The organism is Streptomyces barringtoniae (assembly GCF_020819595.1).
Classification (GTDB): Bacteria; Actinomycetota; Actinomycetes; order Streptomycetales; family Streptomycetaceae; genus Streptomyces; species Streptomyces barringtoniae.
This window is the reverse complement of the sequence record NZ_JAJHNP010000007.1, coordinates 202,614-217,098: the sequence shown is the minus strand read 5'-3', so window position 1 is coordinate 217,098 and position 14,485 is coordinate 202,614. Positions and strand designations below refer to the sequence as shown.

General features: G+C 69.9%; 11 protein-coding genes, 1 tRNA gene and 1 pseudogene. 4 read left to right on the top strand and 9 right to left on the bottom strand.

Going from position 1 to position 14,485, the window contains the following annotated elements; all coding sequences use genetic code 11:
• Nucleotides 1-49: 49 nt before the first annotated feature.
• The 5 genes and pseudogenes from LMU33_RS41670 to LMU33_RS14740 all read right to left on the bottom strand — a co-directional run bounded on the left by LMU33_RS41670 (nucleotide 50) and on the right by LMU33_RS14740 (nucleotide 3,587).
• Complete coding sequence (locus tag LMU33_RS41670) at nucleotides 50-319, bottom strand: catalase-related domain-containing protein (protein ID WP_308280784.1); 270 nt, start codon at nucleotides 317-319, stop codon at nucleotides 50-52.
• 57 nt (nucleotides 320-376) lie between these two features.
• A pseudogene (locus tag LMU33_RS41665) lies at nucleotides 377-868 on the bottom strand (catalase); the annotation flags it as partial.
• 15 nt (nucleotides 869-883) lie between these two features.
• Nucleotides 884-1,654 carry an SDR family NAD(P)-dependent oxidoreductase gene (locus tag LMU33_RS14750; RefSeq protein WP_228620815.1) on the bottom strand — a complete coding sequence of 257 codons (771 nt, stop codon included), beginning with the start codon at nucleotides 1,652-1,654 and terminating at the stop codon, nucleotides 884-886.
• Nucleotides 1,655-1,857: 203 nt separating this feature from the next.
• Nucleotides 1,858-2,862, bottom strand: a complete 1,005-nt coding sequence (locus LMU33_RS14745) for an aldo/keto reductase family protein (protein WP_228620814.1) — start codon at nucleotides 2,860-2,862, stop codon at nucleotides 1,858-1,860.
• Nucleotides 2,863-3,260: 398 nt separating this feature from the next.
• Nucleotides 3,261-3,587 carry a putative quinol monooxygenase gene (locus tag LMU33_RS14740; RefSeq protein ID WP_228620813.1) on the bottom strand — a complete coding sequence of 109 codons (327 nt, stop codon included), beginning with the start codon at nucleotides 3,585-3,587 and terminating at the stop codon, nucleotides 3,261-3,263.
• A gap of 65 nt (nucleotides 3,588-3,652) precedes the next feature.
• Between LMU33_RS14740 and LMU33_RS14735 the strand changes: the two genes are divergently transcribed.
• The gene (locus LMU33_RS14735) at nucleotides 3,653-4,993 is read left to right on the top strand and encodes a recombinase family protein (RefSeq protein ID WP_228620812.1); all 1,341 of its coding nucleotides are present in this window, start codon (nucleotides 3,653-3,655) and stop codon (nucleotides 4,991-4,993) included.
• On the opposite strand, the gene LMU33_RS14730 is transcribed toward LMU33_RS14735, so the two are convergent.
• From LMU33_RS14730 to sucC, 4 genes are all read right to left on the bottom strand, one after another.
• Nucleotides 4,958-5,042 (bottom strand) — tRNA-Leu (locus tag LMU33_RS14730). The genes LMU33_RS14735 and LMU33_RS14730 overlap by 36 nt on opposite strands.
• Nucleotides 5,043-5,217: 175 nt before the next feature.
• On the bottom strand, nucleotides 5,218-6,816 hold the full coding sequence (locus LMU33_RS14725; RefSeq protein WP_228620811.1) for an aldehyde dehydrogenase family protein: 1,599 nt from the start codon (nucleotides 6,814-6,816) through the stop codon (nucleotides 5,218-5,220).
• 262 nt (nucleotides 6,817-7,078) lie between these two features.
• Nucleotides 7,079-7,960 (bottom strand): succinate--CoA ligase subunit alpha, encoded by an 882-nt coding sequence (gene sucD / locus LMU33_RS14720; RefSeq protein WP_228620810.1) that lies wholly within the window; start codon nucleotides 7,958-7,960, stop codon nucleotides 7,079-7,081.
• A gap of 11 nt (nucleotides 7,961-7,971) precedes the next feature.
• Entirely contained in the window at nucleotides 7,972-9,102 is a 1,131-nt protein-coding gene (gene sucC / locus LMU33_RS14715) for an ADP-forming succinate--CoA ligase subunit beta (RefSeq protein ID WP_228620809.1), read from the bottom strand.
• Between the two features lie 235 nt (nucleotides 9,103-9,337).
• Between sucC and LMU33_RS14710 the strand changes: the two genes are divergently transcribed.
• The 3 genes from LMU33_RS14710 to LMU33_RS14700 are packed head-to-tail and all read left to right on the top strand — an operon-like array spanning nucleotide 9,338 to nucleotide 14,411.
• Nucleotides 9,338-11,020, top strand: coding sequence for a thiamine pyrophosphate-binding protein (locus LMU33_RS14710; RefSeq protein WP_228620808.1), 1,683 nt, complete (start codon nucleotides 9,338-9,340; stop codon nucleotides 11,018-11,020).
• Between the two features lie 12 nt (nucleotides 11,021-11,032).
• The gene (gene frc, locus LMU33_RS14705) at nucleotides 11,033-12,274 is read left to right on the top strand and encodes a formyl-CoA transferase (protein WP_228620807.1); all 1,242 of its coding nucleotides are present in this window, start codon (nucleotides 11,033-11,035) and stop codon (nucleotides 12,272-12,274) included.
• Between the two features lie 4 nt (nucleotides 12,275-12,278).
• A complete protein-coding gene (locus LMU33_RS14700) occupies nucleotides 12,279-14,411 on the top strand; it encodes an acetate--CoA ligase family protein (protein WP_228620979.1) in 2,133 nt (710 codons plus the stop codon).
• Nucleotides 14,412-14,485: the final 74 nt, after the last annotated feature.

The window sequence follows — 14,485 nt, the reverse complement described above, 5'->3', positions numbered from 1 at the left end:
CTGTCGTGCTCGTTGCGCTGAGGACGAGGGAGTTCGGTCTCGGCGATTGTTACCCGTGGCCCGGCTGCGGCGACCCCAGACCGATACCTTCGGCGACCCGGGCGCCGAGGTTGGGGTCGACTTTCGTCCAGTAGTCGTTGACCGCTCGTTCCTGGACGAAGCGCTCCACCTCCTGACTCAGGTGCGAGACGATGTTTTCGACCAGATGATCCTGGTCCGTCGGCGTCATCACGTCGCGGTAGAGCGTGCCGGGCTGGATGAAGTCGTCGTCGCCCTTGTGCGCCTCGTAGGCCGCGCGTGTGATCTCACCGGCTTCCACGAACCAGCCGGGGTCGCGGTAGCGCTGCGGCTCGCCTCTGGGTCCGCTGTAGCTGTTGGGTGCGTAGACGGGCTGGTCTCCGATGTGGTGGTAGCACATCGGGCCGTCCTTGTTGTAGTTGTGCACCTCGTTGACGGGCCGGTTGACGGGAAGCTGCGCGTAGTTGGGGCCGGTGCGATAGCGGCTTGAGTCGGCGTAGGCGAACATCCGGCCCAGCACCATGCGGTCCGGGCTCGGCCCGATGCCGGGGACGAAGTTCGCCACGTCGAATCCGGCCTGCACGATCTGGGCGAAGAAATTCTCGGGGTTGCGGTCGAGGACCAAGCACCCGACGGTGATCGGCGGGTAGTCGTCGTGCGGCCAGACCTTGGTGATGTCGAACGGATTGAAGCGGTAGTCGGCCGCCTCCTCGTAGGGCATGATCTGCATTTCGAGGCGCCAGGAAGGGAAGTCCCTGCGGGTGATCGCGTTCCGTAGGTCGCGTCGGTGGCAGTCGAGGTCCTCGGCGCGCATGGCTCTGGCCTCGGCGTCGGTCATGTTCTGGATTCCCTGCTCGGTCTTGCTTCACGAAGCGGGCCAGGTCTCCGGGAGATGGTGACCGCCGTCCGCCACCAGGACCGTGCCGGTGACGAAGGAAGCCGATTCATGCGCCAAGAACAGCACGCACGCCGCGATCTCCTCCGCCGTGCCGCTGCGTCCAAACGGCCCCGCCGCGGCGGCCGCGGCCTCGAACTCCAGCTGTGAACCGGTCGCCACATAACCGGGAGCCACGATGTTCACCGTCACGCCGTCCCTGACGACCTCGAGGGCGAGCGCCTGGGACAGCCCCACCAGGCCGGCCTTCGCCGCTGTGTAGGTGGCCTGCCCCGGCATCGCCGTGACCGTTCCCGTGGTGGAGCCGACCGAGACGATCCGGCCGTATCCAGCCGCCCTCATGGCGGGCACCACGGCACGGCACATCAAGAAGGCCGTCGTCAGATTGCGGGCCAGGGCCGCGTTCCAGTCCGCCAGTGACAGGGCGGCGACGTCCCCGTCAGCGTCCCAGCCCGAGGTCACCGAGGTCATGCCCGCATTGTTCACCAGCACATCGACCCGACCCCATCGCTCGAATGCGGCGTGCAGCACGGCATCCGCGCTTCCTTCGAGTGTCAGGTCGGCGACCATACCCACAGCAGCCTCGCCCAATTCCGCGGCCCGCTCGTGGATCCGCTCGGAGGTCGCGCACAACACGACCCGGCCGCCCTCCGCGACAAGTCCCCGCGCCACCGCGGCACCGATCCCGTCCGGAGCTCCTGCGCCCGTGACGATTGCCACCCGGTCCTGAAAACGAGTCATGCGATCCAGCCACTGTGTGTGATTCGGATGTGCGGAGGGAGCGGACCGGCCGTCGAAAGGGGCCGCCGTTGTGGAGTGCTGCTCCCACGGCCACCTCATTCCGCTGTGAGGAGGCAGGGGGCGTGCTGTTGTGACGCTTCACGGAGACCGGCTTGGAGGCCCGAAAGGTCGCGGCTGCCGATCACCGCAAGGACGTCGACGCCTCAGGGGCGGCGCTGTGGCACATTGTCGTGGACCCGCTTGGGGTCGGTGACCGCAACCGGCTCCAGGACCTCCTCGATGCGGGCCATGAGGTCAGCCTCCAGCACGACACCGGACGCCTTGGCGTTCTCCTCGACCTGCTCCGGACGCGAGGCCCCGATGATGGCGGCCGAGACGTTGGAGTTCTGCAGCACCCAGGCCACGGCCAGTTGCGCGAGCGACAGCCCGGCCTCGGCGGCCAGCGGCTTGAGCCGCTGTACGGCCTCCAGCACCTCGTCGCGCATCCACCGCGCGATCATGTCGGCCCCGCCCTTGTCATCGGTGGCCCGCGAGCCCTGCGGGGGCCGGCGACCGGGCTCGTACTTGCCCGTCAGCACACCCTGCGCGATCGGAGAAAACACCACCTGACCCATGCCCAGTTCCTCGCAGGTGGGCACGACCTCACCCTCGATCACTCGCCACAAGGCGTTGTACTGGGGCTGATTGGACACCAGAGGGATGTGCAGTTCCCGCGCCAGCGCGTGAGCACGCCGGATCTGCTCCGCGGGCCACTCGGAAACACCGATGTAGTGAGCCTTGCCGGAGTGGACGATGTCGGCGAACGCCTCCATCGTCTCCTCCAGCGGCGTGGCCACGTCGTACCGGTGCGCCTGGTACAGGTCCACGTAGTCGGTCCGCAGGCGTCGCAGCGACCCTTCGATCGACTCCATGACGTGCTTGCGGGAGAGCCCCCGATCGTTGCGACCCGGCCCGGTCGGCCAGTACACCTTGGTGAAGATCTCCAGCCCCTCGCGGCGCTCGCCCTTCAGCGCATCGCCCAGCACCGACTCGGCACGCGTTGCCGCATAGACATCGGCCGTGTCAAAGGTGGTGATGCCGAGGTCCAGCGCCGCGCGCACGCACGCGGTCGCCGCCTCCGCCTCCACCTGCGAGCCATGGGTCAGCCAGTTCCCGTAGGCGATCTCGCTGATGACCAGACCACTGCGGCCAAGATGACGGTATTCCATAGGGGCAGTCCTTTGTTGTCATGCGCGAGGCAGTCGACACGGCCCGGTGCAGGCGCACCACGGTCTGCCGCAGGCTCGGCACCCGGGCGGTTACCGGAGCGGCGCTTGGCAGGGACTTTCATCAGATCATTTCGTGGGCCCCGGCAACAGCACTTGCCTACTGCTGCTGAACGTACCCCGGACAGGGTTACCCAGCCGCCGGCCGGCCTCGTGCCCCGGCGACCCGGGTGTCTTGGCCAGAGGTAGGCCGAGACACCCCGGATGGCGACGTGGATCCACTGTCTTCCGGCGAGGCGGTGGGCGAGACCCTGGCACCGCACGCACATGCTGGCGGTGAGTGACATGTCCCGGCGCGGGAGAACGCGGCAGTCGTGTTTCCCTGCCCCTCCGCGACTCCGTCAGCCCTTGACTGCCATTTCCCCGAGCAGGGACCAGTCATCCTGCTCCAGGGCCGCGTTGACGATTCGCGGCGTCTCGACCAGGTGGGGTGGCAGGGTCTGCTGCGCCGACTTGAAGTGGTCGGACTGGACATGCGCGGTACCGGCGTCACCGTCCCGGAACGCCTCTACGAGCACATACTCGGTGGGATCGTCGAGGCTGCGCGACCAGTCGAACCACAGACAGCCGGGCTCACTGCGAGTGGCCTCCGTGAACTCACGGGAGATCTCGGGCCACCTCTCCGCGTACTCCGGCTTGATCCGGAACTTGGCCGTGATGAAGATCATTTCACGCTCCCTTCGCATGTGATCTTCACCCATCGTAGGACGACGGGCGACCACCGCGCGTTAGCGTGAGGAGCCTGGCCCCATCGAGATCCTCCTCTCCGTCAACCAGGTCGCCATGGCGTGAGCCGGGCCATGAGCTCCCAGGCCCAGCTCCAAGGCCGCTACCTCGGCGGGCGGCCACCCTACGGCTACCGGATCGCCGACACCGGACCCCACCCCAACCCGTCCAAGGCCGCCGCCGGCCAGCGCATCCACAAACTCGAGCTGGACCCCGCCCCGCCGCCGCACCCGTCGTGCAGCGGATCTTCACCATGTATGTGGAGGGCATGAGCTACAGCGCCATCGCCGCCCTGCTCACCCGGGAAGGCGTTCCCTGCCCCTCCGCCCACGACGCCACCCGCAATCCGCACCGCAAGAAGACCGCATGGCAGCAGGGCGCCGTGCGCGCCATCCTCCTCAACCCCCGCTACACCGGCCACGAGGTCTGGAACAAGCAGCGCAAGGAGGAACGCCTCCTCGACGTCGACGACGTCACCCTCGGCCACCGCACCCACATGACCCACAATCCCGTCGAGGAGTGGATCCCCTCCATCGAACCCGCCCACGAAGCGATCATCAGCACCGATCTCTTCGATGCCGCCCGCACCGTGCGCACACAGCGCGCCCGCAACCAGGGCCGTCAGGAGCGCGCCGGCAAGCGGGGCGCGCGCCCCTACGCTCTGCGCGGCCGGGTCCGGTGCAGCCCGTGCGGGCGCAAGATGCAGCCCGCCACCATCCGCAGCCGCGTCTACTACCGCTGCGAGTTCAAAGAGGAAGAAGCCGCCCTCTACCCCGACCTCACCCACCCACGCACCGTCTACCTGCGCGAAGACATCGTCTGCCAGGCCCTGGATCAGTGGATCGCCCGGGCCTTCGCCCCGGACCGGCTCTCCGCCACCATCGAAGCCCTCACCCACGCGAGCACCGCAGCGAGCACCGCAGAGCCCCAGACCCCCGAACAGACCCAAGCACGCCAGGCGATCAAGGAGTGCGAGCGGCGCCTCGTCCGCTACCAGGCAGCCCTCGACGCCGGAGCCGACCCGGCCGTCGTCACCCAGTGGATCAACGAGGCCCAGCGGGACAAGGACACGGCGCAGAACAAGCTCAACGCGAAACCCGCCGTCACCCGGAAGAAGCAATCCCCGCTCGACGCGCAACAGATCCGGGGAATCACTGAGAGTCTTGGAGATCTTGCACGGCGTATCCAGACTGCCGCCGTCGAGAAGAAAGGTCCGCTCTACGAAGCCCTAGGCATCACTATCAGCTACGAACACGCAACGAAGACCGCGACCGTAAGGTCGAGGCCCTCGTCACCGTATCGTCAATCGTTGTGTCCGAGGGGGGACTTGAACCCCCACGCCCGATAAAGGGCACTAGCACCTCAAGCTAGCGCGTCTGCCATTCCGCCACCCGGACTAGGTGTCTGCCGCCTTGCCGGGGGTGTTCCCCGCGGCGACAGGGACAACAATACCAAGGTTTCGGAGTGCGTTTCACCTGCGTATCCGTCCCGTGGGGGCGGCCCGGGGCGAGCCGGGCCGCCTGGTCGGCGGGCGTGTACGGAATGCATGATTCCGTGTACGTCGTGTGAGGGTCACGGCATGAGGTGGTACTCCGGGAAGTTCCCCGGCAGCCGCTCGTCCGCCGGGCCCCGGGTGACGGCTCGCACCAGAAGATCGCCGCCGACGAAAGCACCCCGCCAGGAGGCGCCGAAACCGCCGAACAGTTCGTCGCGGTCGCCCCGGGAGCGTGGGACGGAGTGCCCGGTCTTGAAGGCGCGGATCTGCGGGGCGAGCCGGTCGTAGGTGGCCCGGTCGTCCGTGGCGAGGGTGGCGACCAGCGCGCCGTTGGACGCGTTCATGGCGGCCAGTAGCTCGGCCTCGGTGTCGACCAGGACGATCGTGTCGACCGGGCCGAAGGGCTCCGCATGGTGCAGCGGGGAGGACGGCGGCGGGTTGAGGAGGGTCACCGGGTGGACGTAGGCGGAGGTGTCCTGGCCGGGCAGGAACCGCGTTTCGTCGGGGCGGCCCCGGTACAGGGGTACGGCGCCCCGGTCGACGGCCTCGGCCACCTGGTCGGTGAGTTCCTTGGCCTTGGCCGCGTTGATCAGCGGGCCGAAGTCCAGCTCGGGGAGTGGGTCGGCCGGGTCCGCGACCGCCAGGGGGTGGCCGACGCGGACCGAGCGGACCGCGGGGAGGTACGCGGCCAGGAACGCGTCGAACAGGGAGCGCTGCACGACGAAACGCGGGTAAGCGGTGCAGCGCTGTTTCCCGTAGTCGAAGAGCTTGGGGATCACGGCGGTGAGCCGCTCCCAGCCGGAGAAGTCCCAGATGCCCCAGGTGTTCAGGCCCTCCTGTTCCAGGATGTGCGGTTTGCCGAGGCCGGCGACCGCCGTGGCGACGTCGGCTCCGGTGTCGCGGCCGCCGACGAAGGACACGCAGCCGATCTCCGGCGCCCGCACGAGTGCCTCGTTCAGCTCGCGGCCGCTGCCGCCGACCAGGGTGACCGGCACTCCCTCGCGGGCGGCCAGCGCCATGGCCAGGGTGAGGCATGCGACACCGCCGTCGGTCGGGGTCTTGGCGATCACGGCGTTGCCGGCCAGGGCCTGCACCAGGGCGGCGTGCACGAGCACGCTCATCGGATAGTTCCAGCTGGCGATGTTGGACACGGGTCCGTCCAGCGGGGTCCGGTCGGCGAGCATGGGCTCGATGCCGTCGGCGTACCAGCGCGCGCCGTCGATCGCCCGGTCGACGTCCGCGAGGGCGAGCCGCCAGGGCTTGCCGATCTCCCAGACGAGCAGCAGGGCGAGCAGCTCACGGTGTGCGGTGAGCGCGTCCAGGGTGGCGGCTGTCCGCGCCCGTCGTTCGGGCAGCGGGATGTGCCGCCAGGCGCGGTGCTGGTCGAGGGCCGCTCGTACGGCCCGCCGGGCGGTGGCTTCGTCGAGCCGCGGGGCTCCGGCGATCGGGGTGCCGTCGACCGGGGTGGTCGCCGGGAGCGTCCGTCCGTCGGGCCGCCAGTCCGCGCCCCAGAGATTGAGGATCCGGTCCTCCCGGAAGGCCTCGGGCGCGGCGGCGAGACAGCGCCGCCAGGCGTCGGCGTAGGCCGTGCCGGGTTTCACAAGCGCGGGGATCGGGCCGGCGGGGCGCTCGGCCGAGTTCGGGGGCGGCGGGTTCGGGGGGAGGGTGGGTGTCATACGTCGGCTCCGCTCTCGGTGCACGGTCGGGGCGGGGTGGGGTGGCTCGGGCAAGGGGTGGGGTGGCTCGCGCAAGGGGTGGGGTGGCTCGGGGATGGCTCGGAGGGGGTCGCTCGGGTACGGGGGTCGAACCCGAGGGGCGGCAACGAGATGGGAGGCAATGGGGTGGGAGGGGAATGAGGAGGGAGGGGAATGAGGAGGAAGGGGGATGGGGTGGGAGGGGGGACGAGGTGGGAAGGGAAGGGGGGCGTCTGGGGACGGGTCAGCCGGCCCCCAGCGCGTCCAGGACCAGTCGCGCCGTCTCCGTCGGAGTACGCCCGACGCGGACTCCGGCCGCCTCCAGGGCCTCCTGCTTGGCGCGGGCGGTGCCGGACGAGCCGGAGACGATCGCGCCGGCGTGGCCCATGGTGCGGCCCTCGGGTGCGGTGAACCCGGCGATGTAGCCGACGACGGGCTTGGTGACGTGGTCGTGGATGTAGGCGGCGGCGCGTTCCTCGGCGTCGCCGCCGATCTCCCCGATGAGGACGACGAGTTCGGTGTCGGGGTCGTCCTGGAAGGCGGCGAGGCAGTCGATGTGGCTGGTGCCGACGACGGGGTCGCCGCCGATGCCGACGCAGGTGGAGAAGCCGGTGTCGCGGAGCTCGTACATGAGCTGGTACGTCAGCGTGCCCGACTTGGAGACCAGGCCGATGGGGCCGGGCTTGGCGATGTCGGCGGGGATGATGCCGGCGTTGGACTGGCCGGGGGTGATCAGGCCGGGGCAGTTGGGGCCGATGATCCGGGTGCCGTTGCGACGCGCGTACGCGGTGAAGGCCACCGTGTCGTGGACCGGGATGCCCTCGGTGATGACGACGGCGAGGGGGATGCGGGCGTCGGCGGCCTCGGTGACGGCGGCCTTGGCGAAGGCGGGCGGCACGAAGACGACGGTGACATCGGCTCCGGTCGACCGGATGCCGTCGGCGACCGAGCCGAAGACGGGTACGGCCCGCCCGTCGAAGTCGACGGTCTGCCCGGCCTTGCGCGGGTTGACCCCGCCGACGACGTTCGTGCCGGCCGCGAGCATGCGCCGGGTGTGCCGCATGCCCTGGCCTCCGGTCATGCCCTGGACGAGGACCTTGCTCTCCTTGGTGAGGTGGATGGCCATGTCCCGGCTCCTCAGACGGTGTGGGCGAGTTCGGCGGCCCGGCGGGCGGCGCCGTCCATGGTGGTGGCCTGTTCGACGAGCGGATGGGCGCGCTCGCCGAGGATCGCGCGTCCGCGTGCGGCGTTGTTGCCGTCGAGGCGGACGACGAGCGGCTTGGTCAGCCGGACGGTGTCGACGGCCGCCACGATTCCCTCGGCGACCGCGTCGCAGGCGGTGATCCCGCCGAAGACGTTGACGAGGACGGACTTCACGGCCGGGTCGGAGAGGATCACCGACAGTCCGTCGGCCATCACCTGCGCGGAGGCCCCGCCGCCGATGTCGAGGAAGTTGGCGGGTCGGGCGCCGCAGCCGGCGACGACGTCCAGGGTGGACATGACCAGGCCCGCACCGTTGCCGATGACCCCGACCTGTCCGTCGAGCCTGACGTAGGTGAGGCCGCGCTCGGCGGCGGCCGCCTCCAGCGGGTCCTGGTGCTCCTCGTCCCGTGCGCCCCAACGGGCCTGCCGGAAGCGGGCGTTGTCGTCCACGGTGACCTTGCCGTCCAGGGCGAGGATCCGCCCCTGTGCGGTGCGCACCAGCGGGTTGACCTCGACCAGCAGGGCGTCCTCGCGGACCAGTACCTGCCAAAGGCGCACGAGGACGTCGACGGTCTGCGGGGGCAGGCCGGCCGCGCTCGCGATCTCCCCCGCCTTGGCGGAGGTTACGCCCTCGGCCCGGTCGACCGGGATCCGCGCCACCGCCTGCGGTCTCGTCGCCGCGACCTCCTCGATCTCCATGCCGCCCTGGGCGGAGGCGATGGCGAGGAAGCCGCCGGCGGTGCGGTCGAGGACGTAGGAGACGTAGAACTCCTCGGCGATGTCGACCGGTTCGGCGAGCAGCACCGTGCGGACACGGTGGCCTTTGATGTCCATGCCGAGGATCTGCCGTGCGGTCAGCTCCGCCGCGGCCGGGTCGGCGGCGAACCTGACCCCGCCCGCCTTGCCGCGCCCTCCGGTCTTCACCTGGGCCTTGACCACGGCCCGGCCCCCGAGCCGGCGGGCGATCCCGCGGGCCTGCTGGGGCGAGTCGGCGACCTCGGCCCGCGGGACGGGGATGCCGTGTTCCTCGAAGAGCTGCCGTGCCTGGTGTTCGTACAGGTCCATGTGTGGCTCCTGTCTGCGAGGTCGTCGCGGGTCCGGCCGTTACTGACTGGAAAGGACCGGACTTCGACGACCGAAAAGTGTGTACGCCCCCTGGACACCACCCACCCGATGCGGGATAACAAGTTTCATACAGTATTCGTCGACTGTATGCAATCTACTGCATACAGCCCTCCACTGTCCGTATGCAGCGCACCGCGACCCGCCCAACCCCCTACGAAAGGGACAGGACTTCGCCATGCCCGACGACACCCAGGACGTGATCTCCGGTGGTCATCTCGTTGCCAAGGCGCTGAAGGCCGAGGGGGTCGACCGTATCTACACCTTGTGCGGCGGCCACATCATCGACATCTACGACGGCTGCGTCGACGAGGGCATAGAAGTCGTCGACGTACGCCACGAGCAGGTCGCCGCGCACGCCGCAGACGGCTACGCCCGCATCACCGGCAAGCCCGGCTGCGCGGTCGTCACCGCCGGCCCCGGCACCACCGACGCCGTCACCGGGGTCGCCAACGCCTTCCGCGCCGAGTCCCCGATGCTGCTGATCGGCGGCCAGGGCGCGCTCACCCAGCACAAGATGGGCTCCCTGCAGGACCTGCCGCACGTCGACATGATGACGCCGATCACCAAGTTCGCGGCGACCGTCCCGGACACCGCCCGCGCCGCCGACATGGTCTCGATGGCGTTCCGCGAGTGCTACCACGGCGCGCCCGGCCCCTCCTTCCTGGAGATCCCCCGCGATGTCCTGGACGCCAAGGTGCCGGCCGACAAGGCACGAGTGCCCCGGCCCGGCGCCTACCGCGCCTCCACCCGCTCGGCCGGCGACCCCGACGCGGTCGAGAAGCTCGCCGACCTGCTCGTGCACGCCGAGAAGCCCGCGATCCTGCTCGGCAGCCAGGTGTGGACGACGCGCGGCACCGAGGCCGCCATCGAGCTGGTGCGCACCCTCAACGTTCCCGCGTACATGAACGGCGCCGGACGCGGCACCCTCCCGCCCGGCGACCCGCACCACTTCCAGCTCTCCCGCCGCTACGCCTTCGCGGGCGCCGACGTCATCGTGATCGTCGGCACGCCGTTCGACTTCCGGATGGGTTACGGCAAGCGCCTCTCCCCCGACGCCACGGTCGTCCAGATCGACCTGGACTACCGCACCGTGGGCAAGAACCGGGACGTCGACCTCGGCATCGTCGGTGACGCCGGCCTGGTCCTGAAGTCCGTCACCGAGGCCGCCTCCGGACGCATCAACGGCGGCGCGGCCAAGCGCAAGGAGTGGCTGGAGGAGCTGCGGGCGGCCGAGCAGGCGGCGCTGGAGAAGCGGTTGCCGCAGCTGAGGTCGCACGCCTCCCCCATCCACCCGTACCGCCTCGTCAGCGAGATCAACGACTTCCTCACCGAGGACTCGATCTACATCGGCGACGGCGGCGACATCGTCACCTTCTCCGGGCAGGTCGTCCAGCCCAAGTCGCCCGGCCACTGGATGGACCCGGGCCCCCTCGGCACCCTCGGCGTCGGCATCCCCTTCGTGCTCGCCGCCAAGCAGGCCCGCCCGGACAAGGAGGTCGTCGCCCTCTTCGGCGACGGCGCGTTCTCCCTGACCGGCTGGGACTTCGAGACCCTGGTCCGCTATGACCTGCCCTTCGTCGGGATCGTCGGCAACAACTCCTCGATGAACCAGATCCGTTACGGCCAGGCCGCCAAGTACGGCAAGGACCGCGAGCGGGTCGGCAACACCCTCGGCGACGTGCCGTACGACAAGTTCGCGCAGATGCTGGGCGGTTACGGCGAGGAGGTCCGCGACCCCGCCGACATCGGCCCCGCGCTGCGCCGGGCCCGCGAGTCGGGCAAGCCGTCGCTGATCAACGTCTGGGTCGACCCGGACGCCTACGCCCCCGGAACCATGAACCAGACCATGTACAAGTGAGGAGCGCCCGTCATGAACGAAACTGCGACCAGGGCTCTTGACGGCATACGCGTCCTGGACATGACCCACGTCCAGTCGGGGCCCTCCGCCACCCAGCTGCTGGCCTGGCTCGGCGCCGACGTCGTCAAGCTCGAGGCACCCACCGGCGACATCACCCGCAAACAGCTGCGCGACCTCCCGGACGTGGACTCGCTGTACTTCACGATGCTCAACTGCAACAAGCGCAGCATCACCCTGAACACCAAGACCGAACGCGGCAAGGAGATCCTCACCGAACTCATCCGCCGCTCGGACGTCATGGTCGAGAACTTCGGCCCCGGCGCGGTCGACCGGATGGGGTTCACCTGGGACCGAATCAAGGAGATCAACCCGCGGATCGTCTACGCCTCCATCAAGGGCTTCGGCGAGGGCCCGTACACCAACTACAAGGCCTACGAGGTCGTCGCCCAGGCCATGGGCGGGTCGATGTCGACCACCGGCTTCGAGGACGGGCCGCCGCTCGCCACCGGCGCCCAGATCGGGGACTCGGGCACCGGAGTGCACACCGTCGCGGGCATCCTCGCGGCCCTCTTCCAGCGCGAGCGCACCGGGCGCGGCCAGCGCGTCAACGTCGCCATGCAGCACGCCGTGCTCAACCTCTGCCGGGTCAAGCTCCGCGACCAGCAGCGCCTGGCGCACGGGCCGCTCGCCGAATATCCCAACGACGACTTCGGCACCGAGGTTCCCAGGTCAGGCAACGCTTCCGGTGGCGGCCAGCCCGGCTGGGCGGTCAAGTGCGCACCCGGCGGCCCGAACGACTATGTGTACGTCATCGTCCAGCCGGTCGGCTGGAAGCCGCTCAGCGAGCTCATCGGCCGGCCCGAACTCGCCGACGACCCCGAGTGGGCGACTCCCGAGGCCCGGCTGCCCAAGCTGAACAAGATGTTCCAGCTGATCGAGGAGTGGTCGTCCACCCTCCCCAAGTGGGAGGTGCTGGAGAAGCTCAACGCGCACAACATCCCGTGCGGGCCGATCCTGTCCACCAAGGAGATCATCGAGGACGCCTCGCTGGCCGCCAACGAGATGGTGGTGCGCGTCCCGCACCCCGAGCGCGGCGAGTTCGTGACCGTCGGCAGCCCGCTCAAACTCTCCGACTCCCCTGTGGACGTGACCAGTTCACCGCTGCTCGGCGAGCACAACGAAGAGGTCTACATCGGCGAACTCGGCCTCGGTGACGAGGAGCTGCGCCTGCTGAAGTCGAACGGAGTGATCTGACGTGGTGGCAGAGGACCGGGAGCTGCGGGTGCGCGCGCTCCTCGACTCGGTGCGCGCCGAGGGCCGTACGGCACTCACGGCGCCCGAGGGCAAGGTGATCGCCGACGCGTACGGGATCGCCGTACCGGGCGAGGAGCTGGCGGCGGACGTGGACGAGGCGGTGGCCGCGGCGGCACGCTTCGGCGGGCCGGTGGTCATGAAGATCGTCTCGCCGGACATCCTGCACAAGACCGACGCCGGCGGGGTCGTGGTGGGCGTGGAGGGCGCGGCGGACGTACGGGCCGCGTTCTGCCGGATCGTGCAGAACGCCCGCGCGTACGACGCCGCGGCCCGGATCGAGGGCGTGCAGGTGCAGGAGCTGCTGCCCAAGGGGCAGGAGGTGATCGTCGGCGCGGTCACCGACCCGACGTTCGGGAAGGTGGTGGCGTTCGGGCTCGGCGGGGTGCTGGTCGAGGTGCTGAAGGACGTGACGTTCCGGCTGGCGCCGGTCACGGCCGACGAGGCGCTGTCGATGCTGGACTCCATCCGGTCGGCGGAGATCCTGCGCGGGGTGCGCGGGCAGGCCGGGGTGGACCGGTGGTCGGTCGCCGAACAGATCCGGCGGGTCTCCCAACTGGTCGCGGACTTCCCGGAGATCGCCGAGGTGGACCTCAACCCGGTGATCGCGACACCCGAGGGCGCGATGGCCGCCGACATCCGGGTGATCCTCGCCGGGAAGCAGCCGGTGGCGAGGAAGACGTACACACGTGACGAGATCCTCGCGTCCATGCGCCGGCTGATGCAGCCGTCGTCGGTCGCCGTCATCGGCGCGTCCAACGAGGCGGGCAAGATCGGCAACTCGGTGATGCGCAACCTCGTCGACGGCGGATTCTCCGGGGAGATCCATCCGGTGAACCCCAGGGCCGATGACATCCTGGGCCGCAAGGCGTACAAGAGTGTCACGGACGTTCCCGGTGAGGTGGATGTGGCCGTCTTCGCCATTCCCGCCAAGTTCGTGGCAGCCGCGCTGGAGGAGGTGGGACGGAAGAAGATCCCCAACGCCGTCCTGATCCCCTCCGGGTTCGCCGAGACCGGCGAGCACCGACTCCAGGCGGAGATCGTGGAGATCGCCGAGCGGTACGGGGTTCGCCTGCTCGGCCCGAACATCTACGGCTACTACTCCACCTGGCAGGACCTGTGCGCCACGTTCTGCACGCCGTACGACGTCAGGGGCGGGGTGGCGCTGACCTCGCAGTCCGGCGGCATCGGCATGGCCATCCTGGGGTTCGCCCGCACCACGAAGACGGGTGTGTCGGCGATCGTCGGCCTCGGCAACAAGTCGGACCTGGACGAGGACGACCTGCTGACCTGGTTCGGCGAGGACCCGCACACCGAGTGCATCGCCATGCACCTGGAGGACCTCAAGGACGGGCGGGCGTTCGTGGCGGCGGCGCGGGCGACCGTGCCCAAGAAGCCGGTGGTGGTGCTGAAGGCGGGCCGTACGGCGGCGGGCGCGAAGGCGGCCGGCTCGCACACGGGCGCGCTCGCGGGCGACGACGCGGTGTACGACGACATCCTCAGGCAGGCGGGCGTCATCCGGGCGCCGGGCCTGAACGACATGCTGGAATACGCCCGCGCCCTGCCCGTCCTGCCCGCCCCCAGGGGCGACAACGTCGTGATCATCACCGGCGCGGGCGGCAGCGGCGTGCTGCTGTCGGACGCGGTGACCGACAACGGGCTGTCCCTGATGGAGATCCCGCCCGACCTGGACGAGGCGTTCCGCCGGTTCATCCCGCCGTTCGGCGCGGCCGGCAATCCGGTCGACATCACCGGGGGCGAGCCGCCGTCGACGTACGAGGCGACGATCCGGCTCGGCCTGGAGGATCCGCGGATCCACGCGCTGGTGCTCGGCTACTGGCACACCATCGTCACCCCGCCGATGGTGTTCGCGGAGCTGACGGCGCGCGTGGTCGCCGAGTTCCGCGAGCGCGGGATCGAGAAGCCGGTCGTGGCGTCCCTCGCGGGGGACGTCGAGGTCGAGGAGGCCTGCCAGTACCTGTTCGAGCGGGGGGTCGTGGCGTACCCGTACACGACCGAGAAGCCGGTGGCGGTGCTCGGGGCGAAGTACCGCTGGGCACGGGCTGCGGGGCTCTTGTGACGGCGGGGGCCTGCACGGCATCGGCCGGGAGGCCCGGGGTTGCCCCCCGGGCGAAACACCGACCGCCGGGCACG

Bases quoted from the DNA above. Each gene is read 5' to 3' on its own strand.
- LMU33_RS14750 (WP_228620815.1), bottom strand. From the start codon at position 1,654: ATGACTCGTTTTCAGGACCGGGTGGCAATCGTCACGGGCGCAGGAGCT.
- LMU33_RS14745 (WP_228620814.1), bottom strand. From the start codon at position 2,862: ATGGAATACCGTCATCTTGGCCGCAGTGGTCTGGTCATCAGCGAGATC.
- LMU33_RS14740 (WP_228620813.1), bottom strand. From the start codon at position 3,587: ATGATCTTCATCACGGCCAAGTTCCGGATCAAGCCGGAGTACGCGGAG.
- LMU33_RS14725 (WP_228620811.1), bottom strand. From the start codon at position 6,816: ATGACACCCACCCTCCCCCCGAACCCGCCGCCCCCGAACTCGGCCGAG.
- sucD (WP_228620810.1), bottom strand. From the start codon at position 7,960: ATGGCCATCCACCTCACCAAGGAGAGCAAGGTCCTCGTCCAGGGCATG.
- sucC (WP_228620809.1), bottom strand. From the start codon at position 9,102: ATGGACCTGTACGAACACCAGGCACGGCAGCTCTTCGAGGAACACGGC.
- LMU33_RS14710 (WP_228620808.1), top strand. From the start codon at position 9,338: ATGCCCGACGACACCCAGGACGTGATCTCCGGTGGTCATCTCGTTGCC.
- frc (WP_228620807.1), top strand. From the start codon at position 11,033: ATGAACGAAACTGCGACCAGGGCTCTTGACGGCATACGCGTCCTGGAC.